Below are 22,041 nucleotides of genomic sequence, written 5' to 3' on the forward strand. Positions count from 1 at the left end.
TTCACGCTCTTAAGGCGCATATGGGGACGATTTGCTGATCCGGTCAAGCCCACCGCCCGGATGGCGCCATGCGCCGCAGGCACGGCTGTCCCGACGCTAAGTCCGCGTGAATATGGAACTTTTCAGGAATAGCCCCAGGTCCTGCCGCCTTGCCACGAAGAGGGGCCGGTGATATCTCACAAAAAGAGAAAAGGGAGTTCCCGCACCCATGCCCCAAGTCCACCAGCGCCGCATCCTCCTCGTCGACGATGACGAAGCCCTGCGCAAGACGCTTGCCGAGCAGCTTTCGATGGACGGCGAGTTCGCCTGCGTCGAGGCGGGAACGGCCGCCACCGCCATCACCACGGCGCAGAAGGAAAAGCCGGACGCGATCCTCCTCGATGTCGGCCTGCCCGATGGCGACGGCCGCCAGGTCTGCGAGGCGCTGCGCAAGGCGGGGATCAATGTGCCCATCATCATGGTGACTGCCTCGTCGGGCGAGGCGGATACGATCCGCGGCCTCGACATGGGCGCCAACGATTATATCGCCAAGCCCTTTCGCCTGGGCGAATTGCTCGCGCGCCTCAAAGCGCATCTCCGCCAGCACGAGCACAGCGAGGACGCGCTCATCCCGATCGGCCCCTATGTCTTCAAGCCCAACGTGAAGATGCTGGTCGACGAGAAGGCGGGGAAGAAGATCCGCCTGACGGAAAAGGAAACCGCGATCCTCAAATATCTCTACCGCGCCGGCGAGCGCGCGGTGGGTCGCGAGACGCTGCTGGGCGAAGTCTGGGGCTATAATGCCGGCGTCACCACGCACACGCTGGAGACCCATGTCTATCGCCTGCGCCAGAAGATCGAGAAGGACCCCGCGAAGGCACAGATCCTCATCACCGACGCGGGCGGCTATAAACTGGTGCCTTAAGCGGGACGGGCGTGCTTCAGGCGCGGCGCCAGGGTGAGGGCGAGGAGCGCCGAAAGAGCGCAGATGATGGCGAGAACGCGCGCGGCGCCGTTCCAGCCGAGGCTCCCCTGAAACAGCCAAGCCATCAGGATCGGCCCCAGGAACACGCCTGAATTGCGCCCCGTCATCAGAACGCCATAAGCCTTCGGCCCCGCCGCAACGCCGGCGAGGCGATGCGGCAGGTGGAAGAAGCAAGCCGGCGCCACCCCGGCACCGATGCCGAAGAGAACGAGCAAGGCGATGCCCGCCCAACCACCCACGAAGGGTGCGAGCAGCCACACGATCCCCTGCGACCCCAGCGCGATGACCAAGGCCGGCAGCAGCTTCAGCCCGCGCGCCAGCGCATAGCCCGTGGCGATGTTGAAGGTCATGACGACGACGACCGGCGTGAGGTAGGCGAGAATCGCCACCTTGTCGCTCAAATGCAGTTCACCGGTCAGATATTTGGTGAGCCAAGTCATGAAGGCAAAGAACTGCAACGACCACAGCAGAAAGAGACCGGCGCCGATGAGAAGACCGGGATGCGTCTTCTGCATCGCGACACCCGGCCCCGGCCGCTTCACCCGCCCAAGCCAGGCGCGATAGGCAAAGGCCGCGGCGACCAGCGGCAGGATCAAGGCCAGGTTGGTCAACCATAACGACCGCCAATCGGCCCCACCCAGCGCGAGCCCGCCGGCCAGCAGCTGGCCGATCGGAATCCAGGCGGCGATAAGCCCGGTGACAAGCCCGAGATCGCGCCGCGCGGTCGCCGAATTGGCAATGACCGGCCCGATCACCGCGAAGATGGCGAAGGTCAATCCTTCGAGACCGCGGCCGAGCAGCATGACCGGCCCGGACTGTGGCGCGGCAAGGCCGCAGGCGATGCCGAGTGCGGCAATGACCAGTCCCAGGGCGAGCGCCACCCAGAGCGCATATTGCTCGATGAGGCGCCCGAGCGGTGCGGAGGCAACGAGGCCCACCAGCGCGAAGACGGACATGAACCAGGCCGCAATCGTCGGGCTGTGCGGATAGGCGGTGAGAAACGCCGGCAGGACCGGCGGCAATTTGAATTGCAGAAAGGCCCCGAAAGCACTGATCCCTACACCCAGCAGGGCCACTGGCCAGCAGGTTCTGTCGACCGGGCCAGTTTGCGCGCCAGATCTGGTCAATTACTCAAACTCCGTAGGTCTAATTTACGATTCCGCAAGAGCTTAACCGCATCTTTGCAAGTGACACAAACAATGCCATCATTCCCCCGTGCCGGATAGCGGGGTGACCGGCAGCGTGGGATGGCGGACTTGGAGTAAAGGGACGCCGAAAAAGGATAGTGTGTTTTGTCGCAATCGGTTGTTGCCTCGTCGGGCGATCTGTCCGTTCGTTTCTGGGGAGTGCGCGGCTCCCTTTCCTGTTCCGGTCCTGAATATGTGCGCTATGGCGGCAACACATCCTGCCTTGAAGTGCGCGCAGGCGAGCATGTGCTCGTTTTCGATGCCGGCACGGGCATCCGGCAATTGGGCAAGCAGCTGGCGGCCAAGGGTCCGGTCGAAGCAGATCTGTTTTTCACCCATACCCATATCGACCATGTCGTGGGCCTGCCCTTCTTCGCGCCGCTTTATCTGCCAGGTTCCAAGATCCGCATCTGGGCCGGTCATTTGAAGCCCGAGCGCGGCCTGAAGGACGCGCTGTCAGGACTGATGGCCGAGCCCTTCTTTCCTGTGCCGCTGGAGATTTTCTCGGCCGAGCCGGTCTATCACGATTTCATCGCCGGCGAGGTGCTGGAGCCTTATCCGGGTCTCAAAGTGCAGACCTGTCCGCTCAACCATCCCAACGGCGCCACCGGCTATCGCGTCGATTGGAAAGGCAAGTCGGTCTGCTATGTGACCGATTGCGAGCATGATCCGAAGCAACTCGATCCGGTCATCCTCGCGCTCATCGAGGATGCCGACATCGTCGTCTATGACAGCACCTACACGGACGAGGAATATACGCGCTTCAAAGGCTGGGGCCATTCGACCTGGCAGGAAGCGGTGCGCCTGGCTGAGGCGGCACGCGTCAAGACGCTGGTCCTCTTCCACCATGATCCGAGCCATGACGACGACTTCATGGACCGCGTCGCCGCCGAAGCCGCCAAGATGCGCCCGGGCACGCTCGTCGCCAAGGAAGGCCTGGTTCTGACACCATGAGCGATCTGATCGTCGTGGCCGATGCTCCCGGTGCCACGCATGGCTGGGCAACGCTCGGCGCGCGACGCTATCGCTGTGCCCTGGGACGCGGCGGGATCATCGCCGAAAAACGAGAAGGCGATGGCGGGACTCCGGTCGGCCGCTTCCCCCTACGTCAGCTTTACTATCGCGCCGACAAGGGCGCGCTGCCGGCAGCACCGGTACCGGCACACGTCACCCGCGCAGAGGATGGCTGGTGCGATGCGCCGGATCATCCCGCCTACAACAAGGCCGTGCCCCTGCCCTTTGCTGCGAGCCACGAGAAGATGTGGCGCGACGATCATCTCTACGATCTGGTCCTGGTCATCGGCCACAATGACGCGCCGCCCCAGCCCTATCACGGCAGTGCTGTCTTCGTGCATCTGGCCCACGAAGATTATCGGCCGACCGAAGGCTGCATCGCCTTCAGCCGACCGGATCTTGAAGAAGTCCTGGCGGCGTTGCGCGCCGAAGATGCCGTGGTCGTGAAGGGGCCTTAAGCCACTTTCTGCGCGCGGCGTGTGTCCTTGGCCTGCTCGATGAAGCGCTGAAGGCCCTGCAACTCGGCCGCACCGATTTCGAACTTGCCGCGCAACCATTCGCCGTTCGCCTCTTTGACGAGGAGGCGAAGGGGCGGAAGGCCAGGCAAGGTGAGCGTTACCATCTCGCCGGATTTGACGTTGCTGTCCGCCGGCCAGACAAAGCGCGCGCCACCGGCGGAGAGATCGATGATCCGCGCCTGCCGGCGTTCACTGCCCGCTGCGACATCGACATCAATGGCAAGCTGATAGCGTTCGTTCTTGCGGCGGTTGACCGACGCATCGACATGCCGCACGGCGCGGACAACGGCTTCGCGCAGATCGTGGATCGAATTGTCGACATCGCCGGCCAAACTGTTGACGGATGTCGCCTGGCCACCCGTGGCCTCGGCCTGCTCGGCCACCTTGATGATGCGTTCGGCCACTTCCTTGGCCGCATCCGTCGCTTGGCCCACATTGCGCGCGATCTCGCTGGTGGCGGCCGATTGCTGTTCCACCGCCGAAGCGATGATGGTGGCGAAGCTGTCGACCTCGCGGATCTTTTGGACGATGTCATTGACGGAAATGACTGAAGCCGAGGTCGCGGCGCGGACTTCGCCCACCGTGCGCTCAATCTCGGCCGTGCTGTTGGCTGTTTGCGCCGCCAGATTCTTCACCTCGTTGGCGACGACGGCAAAGCCCTTGCCGGCTTCGCCGGCACGGGCCGCCTCGATCGTGGCATTGAGCGCCAGCAGATTGGTCTGGGCCGCGACATCGCGGATGACACCGGTGATGACGGAAATCTGGTCGACGGCGGTGGACAGTTTCTCGATATCGGCGCGCGTCGATTCCGACGAAGCCATCGTGGCGCGGCTGACCGTCACGGTCTGTTCAAGCTGGCCTGCGATCTCGCGGATCGAGGCGGCAAGCTGGTCGGTTGCACCATTGACGGTCTGGGTGTTGGCCAACATCTGGGTCGCTGCCGCGGAGACGGCTTGCGAATTCTCGCTGACCAGATGCGCCGCCTGCGCCATCTGGCGCGCGTTGGTCGACATGTTTTCGGTAAAGCCCGCGACATTGCCGACGGCACCGGCCACCTGGGCCTCGACCGTGTCGGCCATTTCGCGCAGCACTTTGTTACGCTGAGCGACCGAGTGGCGGTCGAGCTCAGCCTTTTCTTCCGTTGCGAAACTGAGCTGCGCCTTCATGGCGCGGACGATATTGCTGATGTCCCGGAATTCGACGATGGGATCGTCGGGGACCGCGCGGCCCAGTTCGCCGCGCGTGATCGCCGTCAGCTGCTGTTTGAGGCGCGCCAAGGGCGACTTGATGCCGGCATGAAGCCACAGGCACATGGCGCTGGCAAAGGCAAAGCCGATGCTGGAGGCGGTCCACATCGCATAGAGCGCCGTCTCGGCCGGCGCCACGAGACCGATGATCGTCATGGTGAGGAGACAGAGAATGAGGACGCCGAGTGTGGCGCCCACACGCAGGCCGATGCTCTGCTTGGCCTGGATCAGCCCGGCTTTGACTCCGGTCTGCTTCACGCGCCCGCCTTCGACGGTGAGATTGCCCTGCTGACCTTTGCGGATGGCGTCGTAGATTTTGCCCGCCGCTGCGACTTCTTCGCGGCTGGGTTTGCTGCGGACCGAGATGAAGCCGGTAATGGTGCCGTTCTCGATGATCGGCGTCGCGTTGGCGCGCACCCAGTAATAGTCGCCGGACTTGGCGCGGTTCTTCACCGGCGCTTCCCAGGCATTGCCCGATTTGATGGTGGACCAGAGGTCGGCGAAGGCTTCCTTCGGCATGCTGGGATGCCGGACGATATTGTGCGGCTGCCCGATCAGTTCTTCTTCGGTGAAGCCGCTGATGCGCAGGAAGGCCTGGTTGACGAAGGTGATGCGCCCGCCGGTATCAGTCTTGGTGACCAAGACATCGCCATCCTGCATCTGGATTTCGCGATCGGTCACCGGCTCGTTGATGCGCACCTCAAATTCTCCTGAACGTCAGATATTAACAACCGGAGAACTTGCCTATCTCTCATAAAGAATGAGTTAAAGTCCTATTGCGGCTGCGAAGTTGAGCCATACATAGGTTATCTATCCTTTTTCCTTTCACGTTGCTTTCGGCTCGCGCCGCCTTACGCATCAATTGTTTAGGCCGATGCTCCTGATGGTTAACGGGGGTCGGGGTCAGAGCTGCGGCATTTTTTCCTTCGCTGCCCAAACCGTTGATCGGGGTTGTTTTCCCCTCGTCGCGCGCGTTGCGCGCTTGGGCGGCGTGGTTAACGCGCGGCCGACGGCGTTTGTCTCAATTGCCGCTTAACGCATTATAATCATTCTAATATTCGCGGGGCGCGCCAATATACGAACCAAGGAATTTTTTAGGATGTTATGAAATTGACTACACAATGTTGTGACAATCTGCCCATGCTTGTCCCGGGCGGATGGACGGCGGATGGTTCGGCCGGGGTGCGTCATGGCCGGTGACCAAGCCCGCCCGGCACCGGATTGGCTGGGCGCGATGCCGGACGATGTTCGGGCGCTATACCGATATTGGGACAGCAAGCGTGGGGACCGGCAGATGCCGCGGCGGAGCGATCTCGATCCTGCGGATCTGGTGCCGTACCTGCCCAGCATCCTGCTGGTCGATGTGGTCCCGGACGAACGCCTCTATGTCTATCGCCTGGTCGGGACGCGCGAGGTGAAGATGCGCGGCAATGACCCGACCGGCAAGCCCGTCATGGAACACGGCTTCATCGACCGTGCCCTGGCCTTGCGCAACTACGATACGGTGGTGCTGTCCCGGAAACCGCATGTCGATGCGACACCCTGGGTTGCCAAGGACCGCGAGTGGCTCGATATGGAAACGATCTTCCTGCCCTTGTCCGAAGACGATGCCGAGGTCGACAAGATCCTGGTCTATACGGTGCAGAAGCGGGTGACGCTCCCGATCGAGTGACGCTGCCGCTGCCTACCGGGCGGCGGCACGCCTCTGTTCGGCAACCTTGTCGATCGGAGAGGCGGTCGCTGCGTGCAAATACTCGGTCAGCTATTCGCACGCATGGACCGACTATACGTCAGAGATCGCGGACGTCCGCCAAATGGCCGGTGATTGCGGCCGCTGCGGCCATGCCCGGGCTGACGAGATGCGTGCGACCGCCGCGGCCCTGGCGACCCTCGAAATTGCGGTTCGAGGTCGAGGCGCAACGCTCGCCGGGGCTCAAGCGATCCGGGTTCATGGCAAGGCACATCGAGCAGCCGGGCTCGCGCCAATCGAAGCCGGCTTCGGTCAGGATCTTGTCGAGGCCTTCTTCCTCGGCCTGTGCTTTGACGAGGCCCGAACCTGGAACAACCATCGCATTGACGTGGGACGCGACCTTGCGGCCCTTGGCGAGCTTCGCCACTTCGCGGATGTCCTCGATACGGCCGTTGGTGCAGGAACCGATGAAGACGCGGTCGACCTTCACTTGGGTGAGCGGCGTGCCGGCGGTGAGGCCCATGTAATCAAGGGCGCGTTCCATCGCGCGGCGCTTGTCCTCATCCGCGACCTCGGCTGGGTTCGGCACCTTCGCGGTGATCGGCAGCACGTCTTCGGGGCTGGTACCCCAGGTGACCTGCGGGATGATGTCTTCGGCCTTCAATTCGATTTCGACGTCGAACTTGGCGTCCTTATCGGTCGGCAGCGTCTTCCAGAAGGCGATGGCCTGCTCCCAGGCGGCACCCTTGGGCGCCATCGGACGGCCCTTGATGTACTCGAAGGTGGTTTCGTCAGGCGCGATGAGGCCGGCACGCGCACCGGCTTCGATGGTCATGTTGCAGACCGTCATGCGGCCTTCCATCGAGAGGCCGCGAATGGCGGAACCGGCGAATTCGATGACATAGCCGGTGCCGCCCGCCGTACCGATGCGGCCGATGATGGCGAGCACGATATCTTTGGCCGTGACACCAGCACCCAATTTACCTTCCACCGAGATGCGCATGTTCTTGGCCGGCTTCTGAATGAGCGTCTGGGTGGCCAAGACGTGCTCGACCTCCGACGTGCCGATGCCGAATGCGAGCGAGCCGAAGGCGCCGTGGGTCGAGGTATGCGAGTCACCGCAGACGATGGTCATGCCCGGCTGGGTGAAACCCTGCTCCGGGCCGATGATGTGGACGATGCCCTGGCGGATATCGTCCATCGCGAAATAGGGCACGCCGAAATCGCGGGTGTTCTGTTCCAGCGTTTCGACCTGGATGCGGCTTTCCTCTTCCGTGATGCCCTGGGCCCGGTTCGAGGTCGGCACGTTGTGATCGGCCACGGCCAAGGTCGCCTGCGGACGATGCACCTTGCGACCGGAAGTGCGCAGACCTTCGAAGGCCTGGGGGCTGGTCACTTCATGGACAAGGTGGCGGTCGATATAGATAAGGCAGGTGCCGTCATCCTGACGGTGGACCAGATGGTTTTCCCAGATCTTATCGAACAGCGTCTTCGCCATGGTCTTGTCCTTGGTGATCTTGGGGCCGCGTCCCATTGAACGCGACCGTCATTTGCCGATATCCCCGCCGCCGTCGGCCACCCCGGTGAAGGGGTGGCCGTGGCGAGAAAGGATGGGTATCTCACACCAGATATTTAAGCGCCTGGCGCGACCGATTTCCACCGGCCGAGCTATGCACTTAAGACTCTGCTGGTCAGCAATTACTCGCTGGCGGCTTCGGCGGCCGTCGTCGTCGTGTTGCGCTCACGCTCGGTGATGCGGGCAGCCTTGCCGCGCAGGCCACGGAGGTAATAGAGCTTCGAGCGACGGACGTCGCCCTGGCGCACCACTTCGATCGCCACGAGGCGCGGCGAGAAGAGCGGGAACACGCGCTCGACGCCTTCGCCATAGGAGATCTTGCGCAGCGTGAACGAGGAGTTCACGCCGGCATTCTTGCGGGCGATGCAAACGCCTTCGAAAGCCTGCACGCGCTCGCGCTCGCCTTCGACGACCTTCACGCTCACCTTCACCGAATCGCCCGGACGGAAATCCGGCACCTTGGTGGCGCTCTGAAGCTTCGCCAACTGGGCCGCTTCGAATTCATGCAACATGGTCATGGTCGTATCCTTTCTTCTTTCAACTTCTTGGATGGCGCTGTCGCTCCACCCGATTGTTCAGCGGCCCTTCTCGGAACCGCGTTTCTGATAGGCGTCCCAGAGATCGGGCCGCCGCAATTTCGTCGTCTCCTCGGCTTCGCGCGCACGCCAGCTTTGGATCCTTTCGTGGTGACCCGAGATCAAGACCTCCGGCACCGATCTTCCATTCCATTCCGCGGGCCGCGTGTAATGCGGATATTCCAAGAGGCCCGTTTCGAAACTCTCCTCGTCCAAGGTCGCCTCAGCTCCCATCACACCGGGAAGAAGACGGACACAGGCATCGATCAGTGCGAGAGCCGCCGGCTCGCCGCCCGAGAGCACGAAATCGCCAAGGCTTACCTCCAGCAATCCACGCGCCTCGATCACCCGTTCGTCCAATCCCTCGTACCGGCCGCAGAGCAGAACCACACCCGGCCCCGCCGCCAGCTCCTGCACGAGATCCTGCTTCAACAGGCGCCCGCGCGGGGTGAGATAGATCGCCGGCCCGTTCCCGTTGGTGCCGAGGCCGTCTTCCGTGGCCGCAGCGAGTGCCGCATCGACCACATCAGGACGCATCACCATGCCGGCACCACCGCCGAAGGGCGTATCGTCAACCGTGCGATGCTTGTCGGTCGCGAAATCGCGAATCTGCATCGTCTCCAGTCGCCAGATCCCCTTCTCCAAGGCCTTGCCGGCGAGGCTCTGACCCAAGGGCCCCGGAAACATGTCCGGAAACAGGGTCAGGATGCGTGCCGTCCAGCTCTTGTCGGTGGGCTTCCTTGTCTCAGTCACCTCCACGCTTGTCCTAGTTGAGGACGACATCTTCGGGTTCACCCTCCGGCCGGTCGAAGAAATCGACCGGGAGATCGAGCCCGATTTTGCCGCCCGCCACATCGACCACCGGCACCAGCGCCTTGGTGAACGCAACGTCGAAGGCGCCTTGCGCGCCGCCATCGACTGAGATCACGTCACCGGCGCCGTAATTCTCGACCGCGACGACGCGGCCAAGATCGGTGCCCTGGCTGTCAAGGACGGAGAGACCGATGAGGTCGGCCAGATAGAATTCCTCCTCGTCCGCAATCTTGGGCAGGCGATCGCGCGCCACGAAGAGCTCGACGCCCTTCAATGCCTCGGCTGCGTTCCGATCGCCGATACCGGCGATGCGGGCGATGAGGACGTCCTGTCCGGCACCGTTCTTGCCGGGACTGGCCCGGCCGGTCACCGAGAGCGCGAAGGAGCGGCCCTTGGCATCGCTGAGCGGACCATAGGACGCAATGGCCTTCGGCGCGCCGGCGAAGGACTTCACCTTCACCTCGCCCTTGATGCCATGCGCACCGATGATGGCGCCCATCAAGACCATTGCCGGCTTCCCGCTCAAGTCGAGCCTTAAGCTTCGGCCGGAGCTTCAGCAGCCTTGGCAGCGGCTTCGGCATTCGCCTTCGCACGCTCCTGGGCCTTCGCCTTCGGCAGATGCTGCTTCGACTGCTCGTGCTTCTTCGGGGCCTCGGTCAGGCCGAGCTTGGCAAAGAAGCCCTGCACGCGCTCGGTCGGCAGCGCGCCCTTCGAGAGCCAATGCTTCGCGCGCTCGATTTCGAGCACGACGCGGTTCGGGTCTTCCTTGGCGAGCATCGGGTTGTAGGAACCAATGCGCTCGACGAAGCGGCCATCGCGGGCGAAGCGGCTTTCGGCCACGACGATGCGATAGAACGGACGCTTCTTGGCGCCACCACGGGCGAGACGGATTTTCAACGACATGAGGGGTACTCTCCTTTCAGATTCAAAACTTGGTAAGCGGTGTTATTCGGGTAGATGACAGCAGGCTTCGATCTTGTTCCCATCGGGGTCGAAGACGAAGGCGCCGTAGTAATTCGGGTGATAATGAGCGCGGATGCCGGGAGCCCCGTTATCCTTGGCGCCGTTATTGATCGCGGCCTGGTAAAAGGCATCGACTTCGAGCCGCGATTTCGCCTGGAAGGCAAAATGATTGCCGCCGGTGCGGTTGGCGTCCTGATTGACGTGATCGGGAACGCCGATCCAGAAGCGCGCCTGGGCGCCGGCTTCGCCATAGCCGTGGGCAACAAGACCCTGGCCCGGAATGTCGACATCGTGGACGCGGATATAAGAGAGGGCGAGGAGCACGACGTCATAGAAGGCGCGCGCCTTCTTCAGATCCGAAACGCCGATGGAGACGTGATCGATCATCGCATCCCTCCAAAGCCACCGCCGCCCATACCGCCCATGCCACCCTTCATAAGGGCGGCCATGCCGTGGCGCATCAGGCCTTTCTGGCCCATTTTTGACACCTGCTTCATCATGCGCGCCATTTCCTGGTGCTGCTTCAGAAGCTTGTTCACATCCTGCACCTGAACGCCGGCACCCTTGGCGATGCGATTCTTGCGCGAGGCCTTGATGATGTCGGGAACGCGGCGTTCCTTGGGCGTCATCGCCGAGATGATGGCGAGCGAACGCTTGATCACCTTCTCGTCGACCTTGCCTTCAAGCTGCTTCTGCATCTTGCCGATGCCGGGCAGCATGCCGATGATGCCGCCGATGCCGCCCATCTTCTGCAGCTGCTTCATCTGCTGGGCGAGATCGTTCAAGTCGAACTGGCCCTTCTGCATCTTGAGGGCGAGTTTCTCGGCTTCTTCCTGTTCGGTCGCTTCCATCGCCTTTTCGACGAGGGAGACGATGTCGCCCATGCCCAAAATGCGGCCGGCAACGCGGTCGGCGTGGAAGTCTTCGATCGCATCCAGCTTTTCGCCGGTGCCCAGCAGCTTGATCGGCTTGCCGGTAACAGCGCGCATAGAAAGCGCCGCGCCACCGCGCGCATCGCCGTCGATACGGGTCAGCATGATGCCGGTGATGCCGATCTTGTCCTGGAAGTGCTTGGCTGTGTTGACCGCGTCCTGGCCGGTCATCGCATCGGCGACGAGCAGGCTCTCATGCGGCTTCACCGCATCGCGGACTTCCGCCAACTCAGCCATCAGCTCATCGTCGATCGCGAGGCGACCGGCAGTGTCGAGCATGACGATGTCATAGCCTTCGAGGCGACCGGTATTCATGGCGCGCTTGGCGATGGCGACCGGCGGCTCGCCCGGGACGATGGGCAGCGTCTTGATGCCGGTCTGCTCGCCGAGGATGGCGAGCTGTTGTTGGGCGGCGGGGCGGCGCGTGTCGAGCGACGCCATCAGCACCTTCTTGCCTTGGCGTTCGGCAAAGCGGCGCGCGATCTTGGCGGTCGAGGTGGTCTTGCCCGAACCCTGCAGACCCAGCATCAGGATCGGCACCGGCGGGGTATGGGTGAGGTCGAGGCCCGGCGCTTCGTTGCCTTGCGCCTTCAGGACGTTCACCAGCTCGTCATGAACGATCTTGATGACCATCTGGCCGGGGGTGACCGATTTGATGACCTTCTCACCCACGGCTTCAGCGCGCACGCGGGTGATGAAATCTTTGACGACGGGGAGCGCGGCGTCAGCCTCGAGGAGTGCCACGCGGACTTCCCGCAGCGCCTCGTCGACGTCAGCCTCCGACAACTGACCGCGCTTGGTCAGTTTATCGAGGACACCGCCTAATCTTTCGCTCAGCTTCTCGAACATTGCGTTCCCGTCAAAAAACCCACTTTTTCAATGCCTTAGAATTCTGAGCGATGGCCCAAAACGCATTCGCGCCCGTGTGCGAAACTCGCAGACGGGCGGGGCCCCTCGGGGCCAAGGCTCTGCCAAAGTAGGTAAAGCGGGCCGGAAACTAGGCTTTTCGGGGGGGAGAGTCAATGTGGCGGGGTCGAATTGGGGATGTTGTGGTGAGCAACTGGGGCATTGGCCACTATTTAGAAACGTTAGAACTAACTTTCTTGACACTATTTTATTTGAAATCAACGAATTAAATGTCTATTTGATAATGTATGATGTGTTATCAAAAGGAAGCTGATGAAAGTTCCTCAAACACCTCCAGACTTTGGCAAGGCGCTCAACAAACTTATCCATGATTCGGAGAAGTTCAGCCGAGCTTTCAGGCTCGATGCCACAGACGACCGTGGTCGCTACCTGCATTGGGAAGAGTTCCGCTTTAAGCCGATCCCAGAAGGTTTGACCGCGATCGATGCTTGGGTCGGCACAAAGATGGCGCGCGACAAACAGATGCGTCAGACGGTCTTTGTGGACAAGAACAAACGACACTTTCGCTTTATGGAAACGGATTCGATCCGGCGCCTTCTACACCACATCGACAGCAAGGCACATGGTCAAATCGCAATGCCGCTGCCGCTCAACGACAAAGCCATTGGCAAATCCTTCCAGATCGCTTCGCTTATCCTGGAAGCTTTTAGCTCAAGTCGGCTTGAAGGGGCAGCGACCACTAGAGAACGCGCAAAAAAAATCATCAATGAAGGTAGAGAACCGCGCGACAAAAGTGAGCGGATGGTGCTCAACAACTTCCAAGCGATGGAGTTCATTACAGCACACAAAGATGACCCCTTGTCGTTAGACATGATTCTCGAACTACATCGTATCGTGACAAAGGGCACCCTTGATCGGCCTGAGATGGCGGGTGTGCTTCGCCGACCCGAAGATAGAATTGTGGTGGAAGACGACGAAGGCAATGTTTTGCACGAACCGCCACCAGCAGAAAGCCTCTCGCATCGACTTCAATTGTTATGTGATTTCGCGAATCATCAGGGCGAACAACACGAGGACCTGAAGGTCTTCGTACATCCGATCGTTCAAGCAATCATCCTTCACTTCATGATTGGATACGACCATCCTTTCGTTGATGGCAATGGACGCACTGCACGCGCTTTGTTCTATTGGCAAGCAGTCAAACAGCATTATTGGCTCATTGAGTATATATCGATCTCTAATGTGATTCTGGATGCGCCTATCCAATATGGGAAAGCATATCTAGAGACGGAAACAGACGACAACGATCTCACCTATTTCATTCTTCATCAATTGACGACCATCGATAAGGCGATTCAGGAGCTGCACAATCATCTCGCGAAGAAGGCTCTCGACCTCCAGAAATTCGAAGGACAATTTTCTACCCCCGCCTACGCGCAGACATTCAATTACCGGCAGCTAGACGTCTTAAGGAAATTCATCGAGCATCCAGGTATGATTATCGCAACTCGCGATCATCAGAACGAGCATGGAATTAGTTATCAGACGGCAAAGAGCGACCTATTGACGCTAAGCAAGCGCGGGTTGGTGGAAGAGAGAAAGATAGGAAAGACGTTGGCCTTCCGGTCCTTTCCCGATCTACAGGAGCGGTTAGACAAGCTCGGAGATAAGCGAGAGCTCCGGGGACATCAAAGCGCGGCAGGAAAGCGGCGACCAGGAGCTTTCGCCAAGGCCCGCCTCGGCACAGTTAAGAGTTAGGCCGCGGCACCCGGCTGCTTGCCGAGGATGATCATGCCGAGGACGTCGTCCTTGGTCACGTCCTGGGTGCGCACGGTGCCGACGAGCTTGCCATTCTTCATGACGGAGAGACGATCCGAGAGATCAAAGACGTCGTGGAGGTCGTGGCTGATGAGGAAGATGCCGATGCCTTCTTTTTTGAGCTGCTGGATGAGCTCGGCCACCATCTTGGTTTCCTGGACGCCGAGTGCTGCCGTCGGCTCGTCCATGATGAGGATGCGGGCGTCGAAATGGACGGCGCGGGCGATGGCGACCGACTGGCGCTGGCCGCCGGAGAGGGCCGAGACCGGCGCGTGGTATTTCTTGAAATTGGGATTGAGGCGACCGATGACTTGCCTCGCCGCCGCTTCCATCGCCGGTTCGTCGAGGAGACCGGCGCTGGTGATCTCTCTCCCTAAAAACAGATTGGCGCAGGCGTCGAGATTATCGGCCAAGGCCAGGTTCTGGTAGATCGTCTCGATCCGGTGGTCACGGGCATCGCGCGATGATTTGATGTCGGCGACCTTTCCGTCGATCAGGATTTCACCCTTGTCGGCTTGGTAAGCGCCCGAGAGGATCTTGATGAGGGTCGATTTGCCGGCGCCGTTATGGCCGAGGAGGCCCACGACTTCGCCGGGGTAGAGATCGATCGACACATCGTCGACCGCGCGCACGCCACCGAAGCTGATCGAGATGTTGCGCATTTCAACGAGGGGGGTTGCCATGTCTCTTGCTCCCTCGTCAGGCCGGGCGGCGTTGTTGATAGAGACGGTCGACATAGACCGCGATCACCAGCACAGCGCCGGTGACGATGTTCTGCAGGGATGCGTCGTACCCTAAGAGTGACATGCCGCTCTGCAATGACTGAATGATCACGGCGCCGAGGATGGCACCGGCAACCGTCCCGGCGCCGCCCGCGAGCGAGCAGCCACCGATAACGGCTGCGGCAATGACACGGAGTTCATCGAGCGAGCCGATGGAATTGCCGGCCGATTGCAGGCGCGCCGACGCAACGATGGCCGAGACGCCGACGAGTGCCCCCATCAGCACGAAAACCCAGACCGTCATGCGTTTTACATTGATGCCGGCACGCTCTGCCGCTTCGAGATTGCCACCCATCGCGAAGACATAGCGGCCGAAGCGGGTCTTGTTGAGGAGCAGCGAGACGGCAACGGCAAGCGCCACAAGAATGATGACCGGGATCGGGATGCCCATGAAGATATGCAAACCGTCGGCCGGGATTTCCCAGCCTTTCATCTCGGCGAGCTTCTGCGCGGCGACAGCCGGCATTTCATAGGCATTGAGGACGGCGGCAAAGCCTATAGGCAGCAGGCATTGCACCAGCACCACGATTCCTTCCGCCCAGAGGGGGCGCACGGGAAAGCCATAGGCAATGTGGCGGCGCCTGCGGCGCAGGGCCGCAAAGAAGATGGCGATGGCTGCGAGCAATGCCACGATCCAGCTGGCGGTCTCGCCGATCGTGCCATAGACACCGCCACCGAGCAGCGTGAAGGTTTCATCGAGCGGCGCCACGGTTTGCCCCTGCGTCACCCACCAGGCGCAACCACGCCAGATGAGAAGTCCGCCCAGTGTCACGACGAAGGATGGGACGCCCAGATAGCCGACCATCACGCCGTTGAGGCCGCCCAGGAAGGCGCCGATGGAAATGCCCACGACGACCGCGATCGGCATGATGAGCGGATGCCCGCCACCGAGAACCGGCGGCAGCCAGAAAGTCTGCACGACGCCGACGATCATCGCGGTGACGCCGAGCATGGAGCCCACGGAGAGATCGATCTGGCGGATGATGATGATGAGCACCATGCCCACGGCCATGATGGCGACCGAGGCGGTTTGCAGCGACAGGTTATAAAGATTGCGCGGCGTGATGAAGCGGCCCTCGGACAGGATGTCGAAGCCGATCCAGATGGCGATGAGGCAGAAGATCATGCCGAGCAGACGCTCGTCGATCTCCAGCCGCGCAAACACTCCCCGCACCGCATTCATGTCGTCTGGCTCTTCAACAAAGCTGGAAAAAGAATGCCGTGGTTGGCGGGAAGGCCAACCACGGCCCAAGTGGCCCTAGTTTGGGCAGGCTCAAACTTTACTTGCAGGCCGGGACCTTGGAAGCATCCGCACCCTGGCAGGCCTCTTCCTTGGTGATCCAGCCGGCGCTGATGACGGTATCCAGATTGTCCTTGGTGATGGGTACGGGCTTCAGGAACGTGGCGTTCATATCGACGCCCTTCGGGCTCTTCCACATCACGGTGCCGGGCACCTCGGAGAGCTTCTTGCCCTTGGCAAGATCGATGGCGATGTTGGCGGCCGCCTTGCCAAGCTCGCGCGCATCCTTCCAGACGGAGACCGTCTGCGTACCGAGTGCCACGCGGTTGAGAGCGGCCTTGTCGCCATCCTGGCCGGAGACCGGGATGCCCGCCAACCCTTGGGCGGTCAGCGCCGCGACGACGCCGCCCGCGGTGCCGTCATTGGACGCCACGACCGCATCGACCTTGTTGTCGTTGGCGGTGAGGATTTGTTCCATGTTGCGCTGGGCGACGGCGGGCTCCCAGTTTTCGGTGTACTGCTCGCCCACCACCTTGATGTCGCCCTTGTCGATGGCGGCCTTCAGCACTTCGAGCTGGCCTTCATGCAGGAAGTCGGCATTTGGGTCGGCTTGATTGCCCTTGATGAAGACGTAATTGCCCTTGGGCTGCGCCGCGAAGACGGCAGCGGCCTGCATGCGCCCCACTTCCTTATTGTCGAAGGTGAGGTAATAGGCGCTGGGATCTTCGATCAGGCGGTCATAGCCCACCACGGGAATGCCGGCATTGGTGGCAGCCGTGATGGCCGGGCCGATCGAGGCCGAATCCTGCGCCAGCACGATGAGCGCATTGGCGCCGCCGGCGATGAGGCTTTCGATATCGGAGAGCTGCTTCGACGGATTGCTCTGCGCGTCGGCAGAAATGTATTTGACGCCGGCGGCATCGAGCACGGATTTGATTGCCGCTTCGTCGGTCTTCCAACGCTCTTCCTGGAAATTCGACCAGCTGACACCGACGACGAGGTCTTCGGCTTGGGCGAGCGAGATCGCGCCAGCGGTCATGAGGCCCGCACCGACCATGACCATTGCGAGGCGACGGCCCAATGGCCGGGCCATGACGTTCAACATTTTATGTCTCCTCCCACGAGATGCCTGACAGGGCGAAATACCCCGAACCGCCGAGTTGCCTCGATCTATTATTTTCGATTATCGAACTTAATATCACGCGCACCTGGAGTAGCGGTCAAGTGTCTTTCTAAATTTCGCAACTGCAGCATGGTTTTTGTGCAAATGAATAAGTATGGCCGTTGAATGGGGCTCGATTTCATTCGCCCATTGAAATAAAAGACATCGATTGTGATCGCTTTCGCTGCGGCCGGGCCCATGGACAGATTCGAGCAGGAGCACAGCCAGAACCAGAACCGCCACCGCATCCTGCAGGCCCTGCGCTTGCACGGACCGCTGGCGCGGGTTGATCTCGGCAGCATTGTCAGCCTGTCCCCGGCCAGCGTTTCCAGCATCACCGGCGACCTGATCCGCGACGGGCTCATCCGCGAAGTCCCGGGCGGCGAATCCGGACGCGGGCGCGGGCGACCCAAGGTCCTCATCGAGTTGACGCCGCAGGCCGCCTGCATGGTGGCGGTGAAGCTTTCCATCAACCGCATCGAAGTGGCACTCGGCGATTTTGCCGGCGGCATCGGCCCCGTTGCGGTGCGGGCGCTCAACACGCTTGAACTCACCGGCGAGGCGCTCATCGGCCATTTCGCCGACATGATCGACGCATGCATCAAATCAATCCCGGCCGATTTCGGCCCCTTGACCGGCATCGGCCTTGCGATCCAGGGGTTGGTGCACAAGAACGAGACGCTGGTCTGGTCGCCGGCGCTCTCGATCCGCAATCACAATATCGCGGCACCCTTGGCGGAACGGTTTCGTCTGCCCGTCATCGCCATGAACGATGCCGATTGCATCGCCCTTTCCATCCGTCACCGCGCGGAGCTTGAGGCGATCGAAAATCTAGCCGTCGTCATGCTGGGGACGGGTGTCGGCATGGGGCTCATCCTCGGTGGGCGGCTGCATTCGGCAAGCTCCGGGGCCGGTGCCGAATTCGGCCACACCAAGTATCAGATCGACGGCCCCTTGTGCCATTGCGGGCGCCGGGGCTGCATTGAAAGCTTTGTCGGCGATTACGCGCTCTATCGCGATGCGCGCTCCATGCTCGATCTCCCCAACACCGACGCACTGCACCCGTCGGAAGAGCAGATGCAGGCGCTGGTGGACCTCGCCCAGAGCGGCCATCCGGTGGCAACTAGCCTGTTCCAGCAGGCCGGTCGCGCGCTTGGCTATGGTCTTTCCAATCTCATCGCGCTGATCGGCCCGGATCTCATCCTGGTGACGGGAAGCGGCGTGCGCGGCTATGAGCAGATGGAACCGGAAATGCGCCGCGCCCTCGATGAAGCTCTGGTCGACACATTGCTCACCCAGACCGAGATCCGCCCCTATCCCTGGACCGCCGACCTCACCATCCGCGGCATCGTCCTGCAGGTACTGGACGGCGTGCGCGGTGGATGATCAATCCTGCCGTGCCCAAAGTTCGACGTTGCGCTCCTCATCCGACAGATACGAATTGATCGTCGCCACCTTCCGGTAGTGCCGCCAGATCGCGGCAAAGCGAGGATCGCGATTGTAGTAGGCGATCATATCGACGCTGATCCCATTGTAGATTCGGGTGGGGCGCGACTGATATGTCAGATCGACGAAGACCAGATTTGGCTTATAGGTCTCAAAGTCCGCAACAGTCGTATCGATATCTGTTTTGGTAAGCCATTCGAGCTGCTGTCGACGCGCGGGACTGTTGGCCGCGCCGAGTTGCTGGCCACGCAGAATGTCCGGCAACAGCCACTGCGTGGCATAGCGCGAACTCCAGCGCGCATCGGTATCAAGGACAAGTGGAAATCCCGTCGAGAGATTGGACGACATCATGAAGATACGACCATGCGGCGCGTAGCGCGCGATGTATGGCGCCGCATCTTCGGCAAACTGGTTTCGGTAGTACCCCGACTGAATGGTTTGGCAGAGAATGAGGAAAAACGACGCCAGCGGCAGGGTCCATCTTTGACGAGCGCTGAGACGCAAGATCACTGCCCGTCCACTTATTGCGCGCGATGCAAGTTCGATTGACGCCATCGACAGCAAGAGGTTGGCGGGCAGTCCATGATAGGGCCACCCCTTTCCCTGCCAGAAGTAACAGATCACAAAGGCGACACCAGCAACGAACAACACGTCTGCAGTCGGCACATTGGCAATGAAGCGCCGCGCCATCAGAAAGAAGGCAGACCCAAGCAGCATGGCAAGGGCGACCGGCTGGATGCTCGCCAGCCAAAGAGGCAGGCTGTAGGCCTCGTAGGCAGCCAGGATCAGCGGCACCGATACAGTAAGATATTCTGGATGCACCAGCAGGACGAACGCTGCGTAGGCTGCTCCGGAAATCAGTGCACCGTAGATTTCCGGGCGAAACAGGGAACGCAGGCTGCGGCTGGAAACAACCAGATAGGCTTCCACCAGGAACGGCGCGAGGAGGAAATAGTGTTTGATGGAAAGGCCGATACCCGCCGTCAGACCCGCCACCAGCGCCGGCCACCATGCAATCGACCGGCCCTCGCGGCGCGCCGCGGCGGCAAAAAAATAGGGCAATCCCAGCAGCACGGCAAAATGTTCGCGCTGCGCGAAAACAGCGATAGGTACGATGAGGAGCACCGCCGCGATGCCGATGGCCTTCCATTGTCGCTCCGACGGTCCGGCGGCAGTGTCGAAGCTCAGGGCCAACCACAATGACAGCGCCGTCAGCGCAAGGACATAGGTGACAACGCAGAGTTTGACGGACAGGCCTGTCAGGACCGACACGGCAACCGGCAGGAGCGTCAGATAGAAGGCGATTGGCGGACTGACCTCAATGATATCGATATACGGCCGCATTCCTTCCAGCTGCCGCAAATTGCAATAGACGTACCAGGCGACATCATGATGCAGCTGGATGCTGTTGTAGAACGCCCAAGCGACAAGGAACATCAACGCCAGCAGGCATTTTCTTAGCCACGCCGACTGCATGCTGCGTGCAATGTGGCGATCCAGCGTCACTCTTTACCTCTTACAGTGGATGGACTGGCATCATTTCTGCCGAATGTGAAGAACTTGTGAATGAGAAAGGAAGCCAGCACCGGCGCCGCAAGGCCGATGCCATGCGACAGTCCTTCGGCATAGGCGACAATGCCGAGAAGCGGCATCACGTAGCGCTCGGTGATGACCGACACGATCCACACCAGCGGAAACATCGCGAGATTGGTCGCAACGAAAAACGAGATGCGGTGCAGCAACGTCTGTCGCGAGTTCGGAAAGACGAATATGCAGTTGAGGATAAAAGCAACGATGACGCCGACACCATAGGCCAATGCGACGGCCGCTGCGAAGCTTGCATATGATTGAAGCCAGAGCCGTGCCAGCCAATTGACTGCCGCCGCCGTGCCGCCGACTAAAAGAAAGAGGCCGAACTGGCGATTGAAGAATTGGCGAACGAGCCAGCGAACGGATCTCACGGGATTGCCTCTGCCATCGACCGGCCGAGCCGGACGCTTTCAGATATTCCCCGGTCTTCCGGGTAGTAGCTCGACGTATCCGCAACCTGCAGGCCGCTTATCTTCGACCTGACCTGCGGCAGTGTTTTGGCAAAGCCGGGCATGCAGATCGGCTGCGCATGCTTCAGCCGGCCGACCGCGCTCGCCAAGAAGTCCGTCTCAGAGAGGCTGGGATTGATCATGCGCATGTAATTTCTGGTTCTTGCCACGAAATCCGCATCATCCGCCTGAAACAGCGGATGCGAAACCGGCATGTAGTAGGGAATATAGACGACATGCGCATCGCCCAGAGGTCGCAGATTGCTGAACTCGATCATGCCGGGAACATCTATGCGTGGATCGTTGATATTGATCCAGAAGTGCGGCGACAACGAGCGCTTCAGCTTGTGCACCACGCAAACGACACCGATATTCTGCATGGCTTCCAACGCCTGCAGCTCGGCAACCGGCAGATCTGGAATCAAGCGCGGAACCAGCGGCAACGGCACGGTCGAAATGACTGCATCCGCCGGCAGCGTCTCGTCGCCGACAACGACACCCGTCACAGCGCCACCTTCGACCAGCACCCGACTCGCTGGCGATGCAAGGCGAATGCTGCTGCCCGCGTTCAGAATCCGCTGCGACAGACGATCGATCAGGGTTCGCGTGCCGCCTTCGATATAGCCAAGCTCTTCCTGGAACATGCTGCGGCGTGACCGGCCGGCACGATGGATGCGCGCCCAGATCCATGCTGCCGAGATCCGATCCGTGTATTCGTGGAACTTGAGCTCCATCAGTTTGCGCCACACGGCGTCATAGGCTTCGGCGCCCACCCATTTCCTGAGCCAGCCTACCGCTTCGATCTCATCGAGATCGAGCCATGACCGGCGATGCATCGACACGAAGGCATGGAGGCCGTAGCGCAACTTGGCCATCAAGCTGAGATGAGGAAAGCGCAGGAGCGAGATTGGATCACCCCACGGATGCACGGCGCCCTGATAGAAATATCCCATGCTGGTGCGGCGCCAGCGAATCTGGTCAGCAAGACCGAGTTCTGCCAGGAGATCGAAGGTCGCGCGGTCCGGCCGGCAGACGAAATGATAGAAACGTTCAATATCGAGGCCAGCAAGGTCGAAATGGGCGGCCATGCCACCGGCCACACTGTCTGTCTCCAGCACAGTGACCTGAAGCCCGCGCCGAATGGCATGGAAGGCGGCTGCCAGCCCCATTGCCCCTGCGCCAATGACGACGAGCCGTGCCATCACCCT

General features: G+C 61.0%; 21 protein-coding genes. 6 read left to right on the forward strand and 15 right to left on the reverse strand.

Annotation, left to right across the window (positions count from 1 at the left end; genetic code table 11):
• Positions 1 to 208: 208 nt before the first annotated feature.
• A complete protein-coding gene (locus ACE3PP_RS08000) occupies positions 209 to 904 on the forward strand; it encodes a response regulator transcription factor (RefSeq protein WP_374380231.1) in 696 nt (231 codons plus the stop codon).
• Here ACE3PP_RS08000 and ACE3PP_RS08005 read toward each other — a convergent pair.
• Positions 901 to 2,091 carry an MFS transporter gene (locus ACE3PP_RS08005; RefSeq protein WP_374380234.1) on the reverse strand — a complete coding sequence of 397 codons (1,191 nt, stop codon included), beginning with the start codon at positions 2,089 to 2,091 and terminating at the stop codon, positions 901 to 903. The two genes, ACE3PP_RS08000 and ACE3PP_RS08005, sit on opposite strands and share 4 nt — an antisense overlap.
• 165 nt (positions 2,092 to 2,256) lie before the next feature.
• Between ACE3PP_RS08005 and ACE3PP_RS08010 the strand changes: the two genes are divergently transcribed.
• Positions 2,257 to 3,105: an MBL fold metallo-hydrolase gene (locus ACE3PP_RS08010; protein WP_374380237.1), complete on the forward strand. Its 849-nt coding sequence runs from the start codon at positions 2,257 to 2,259 to the stop codon at positions 3,103 to 3,105.
• Positions 3,102 to 3,623, forward strand: coding sequence for a L,D-transpeptidase (locus ACE3PP_RS08015; RefSeq protein ID WP_374380240.1), 522 nt, complete (start codon positions 3,102 to 3,104; stop codon positions 3,621 to 3,623). The genes ACE3PP_RS08010 and ACE3PP_RS08015 overlap by 4 nt, the downstream gene beginning before the upstream one ends.
• Here the strand turns inward: ACE3PP_RS08015 and ACE3PP_RS08020 are convergent.
• Positions 3,620 to 5,629 (reverse strand): methyl-accepting chemotaxis protein, encoded by a 2,010-nt coding sequence (locus ACE3PP_RS08020; protein WP_374380243.1) that lies wholly within the window; start codon positions 5,627 to 5,629, stop codon positions 3,620 to 3,622. The genes ACE3PP_RS08015 and ACE3PP_RS08020 overlap by 4 nt on opposite strands.
• Positions 5,630 to 6,119: 490 nt before the next feature.
• Here ACE3PP_RS08020 and ACE3PP_RS08025 point away from each other — a divergent pair, with 490 nt between their 5' ends.
• Entirely contained in the window at positions 6,120 to 6,602 is a 483-nt protein-coding gene (locus tag ACE3PP_RS08025) for a PAS domain-containing protein (protein ID WP_374380246.1), read from the forward strand.
• A 118-nt stretch (positions 6,603 to 6,720) separates the two neighbouring features.
• On the opposite strand, the gene leuC is transcribed toward ACE3PP_RS08025, so the two are convergent.
• From leuC to ffh, 7 genes are all read right to left on the reverse strand, one after another.
• Complete coding sequence (leuC, locus tag ACE3PP_RS08030; protein WP_374380249.1) at positions 6,721 to 8,118, reverse strand: 3-isopropylmalate dehydratase large subunit; 1,398 nt, start codon at positions 8,116 to 8,118, stop codon at positions 6,721 to 6,723.
• A 200-nt stretch (positions 8,119 to 8,318) separates the two neighbouring features.
• Complete coding sequence (gene rplS, locus ACE3PP_RS08035) at positions 8,319 to 8,714, reverse strand: 50S ribosomal protein L19 (protein WP_374380251.1); 396 nt, start codon at positions 8,712 to 8,714, stop codon at positions 8,319 to 8,321.
• A 57-nt stretch (positions 8,715 to 8,771) separates the two neighbouring features.
• The gene (trmD, locus tag ACE3PP_RS08040) at positions 8,772 to 9,524 is read right to left on the reverse strand and encodes a tRNA (guanosine(37)-N1)-methyltransferase TrmD (protein WP_374380254.1); all 753 of its coding nucleotides are present in this window, start codon (positions 9,522 to 9,524) and stop codon (positions 8,772 to 8,774) included.
• 13 nt (positions 9,525 to 9,537) lie between these two features.
• Positions 9,538 to 10,092 (reverse strand): ribosome maturation factor RimM, encoded by a 555-nt coding sequence (rimM, locus tag ACE3PP_RS08045; RefSeq protein WP_374380257.1) that lies wholly within the window; start codon positions 10,090 to 10,092, stop codon positions 9,538 to 9,540.
• Between the two features lie 26 nt (positions 10,093 to 10,118).
• Entirely contained in the window at positions 10,119 to 10,487 is a 369-nt protein-coding gene (gene rpsP, locus ACE3PP_RS08050; protein ID WP_374380260.1) for a 30S ribosomal protein S16, read from the reverse strand.
• 42 nt (positions 10,488 to 10,529) lie between these two features.
• Positions 10,530 to 10,934 carry a VOC family protein gene (locus ACE3PP_RS08055; protein WP_374380263.1) on the reverse strand — a complete coding sequence of 135 codons (405 nt, stop codon included), beginning with the start codon at positions 10,932 to 10,934 and terminating at the stop codon, positions 10,530 to 10,532.
• The gene (gene ffh, locus ACE3PP_RS08060; protein WP_374380266.1) at positions 10,931 to 12,328 is read right to left on the reverse strand and encodes a signal recognition particle protein; all 1,398 of its coding nucleotides are present in this window, start codon (positions 12,326 to 12,328) and stop codon (positions 10,931 to 10,933) included. Before ffh ends, ACE3PP_RS08055 begins: the two co-directional genes overlap by 4 nt.
• A 330-nt stretch (positions 12,329 to 12,658) precedes the next feature.
• Between ffh and ACE3PP_RS08065 the strand changes: the two genes are divergently transcribed.
• Entirely contained in the window at positions 12,659 to 14,104 is a 1,446-nt protein-coding gene (locus tag ACE3PP_RS08065; protein WP_374380269.1) for a Fic family protein, read from the forward strand.
• Here the strand turns inward: ACE3PP_RS08065 and ACE3PP_RS08070 are convergent.
• The 3 genes from ACE3PP_RS08070 to xylF form a co-directional block, all read right to left on the reverse strand.
• Complete coding sequence (locus ACE3PP_RS08070; protein WP_374380272.1) at positions 14,101 to 14,847, reverse strand: ATP-binding cassette domain-containing protein; 747 nt, start codon at positions 14,845 to 14,847, stop codon at positions 14,101 to 14,103. The genes ACE3PP_RS08065 and ACE3PP_RS08070 overlap by 4 nt on opposite strands.
• Positions 14,848 to 14,863: 16 nt before the next feature.
• Entirely contained in the window at positions 14,864 to 16,129 is a 1,266-nt protein-coding gene (locus ACE3PP_RS08075) for a sugar ABC transporter permease (RefSeq protein ID WP_374380275.1), read from the reverse strand.
• A gap of 97 nt (positions 16,130 to 16,226) precedes the next feature.
• Positions 16,227 to 17,291 carry a D-xylose ABC transporter substrate-binding protein gene (gene xylF, locus ACE3PP_RS08080; protein ID WP_374380278.1) on the reverse strand — a complete coding sequence of 355 codons (1,065 nt, stop codon included), beginning with the start codon at positions 17,289 to 17,291 and terminating at the stop codon, positions 16,227 to 16,229.
• Positions 17,292 to 17,546: 255 nt separating this feature from the next.
• On the opposite strand from xylF, the gene ACE3PP_RS08085 reads away from it, so the two are divergent.
• Positions 17,547 to 18,734: an ROK family protein gene (locus tag ACE3PP_RS08085; RefSeq protein ID WP_374380281.1), complete on the forward strand. Its 1,188-nt coding sequence runs from the start codon at positions 17,547 to 17,549 to the stop codon at positions 18,732 to 18,734.
• Here ACE3PP_RS08085 and ACE3PP_RS08090 read toward each other — a convergent pair whose 3' ends face one another.
• From ACE3PP_RS08090 to ACE3PP_RS08100, 3 genes are read right to left on the reverse strand one after another with little or no spacing between them, the layout of a single operon-like run.
• Positions 18,735 to 20,300: a hypothetical protein gene (locus ACE3PP_RS08090; protein ID WP_374380284.1), complete on the reverse strand. Its 1,566-nt coding sequence runs from the start codon at positions 20,298 to 20,300 to the stop codon at positions 18,735 to 18,737. It lies immediately after the preceding gene.
• Complete coding sequence (locus tag ACE3PP_RS08095; protein ID WP_374380287.1) at positions 20,297 to 20,755, reverse strand: GtrA family protein; 459 nt, start codon at positions 20,753 to 20,755, stop codon at positions 20,297 to 20,299. The genes ACE3PP_RS08090 and ACE3PP_RS08095 overlap by 4 nt, the downstream gene beginning before the upstream one ends.
• Positions 20,752 to 22,035, reverse strand: coding sequence for an NAD(P)/FAD-dependent oxidoreductase (locus ACE3PP_RS08100; protein WP_374380290.1), 1,284 nt, complete (start codon positions 22,033 to 22,035; stop codon positions 20,752 to 20,754). The genes ACE3PP_RS08095 and ACE3PP_RS08100 overlap by 4 nt, the downstream gene beginning before the upstream one ends.
• Positions 22,036 to 22,041: the final 6 nt, after the last annotated feature.

Origin of the sequence: Dongia sp. (assembly GCF_041910485.1) — a bacterium.
Lineage (GTDB): Bacteria > Pseudomonadota > Alphaproteobacteria > Dongiales > Dongiaceae > Dongia.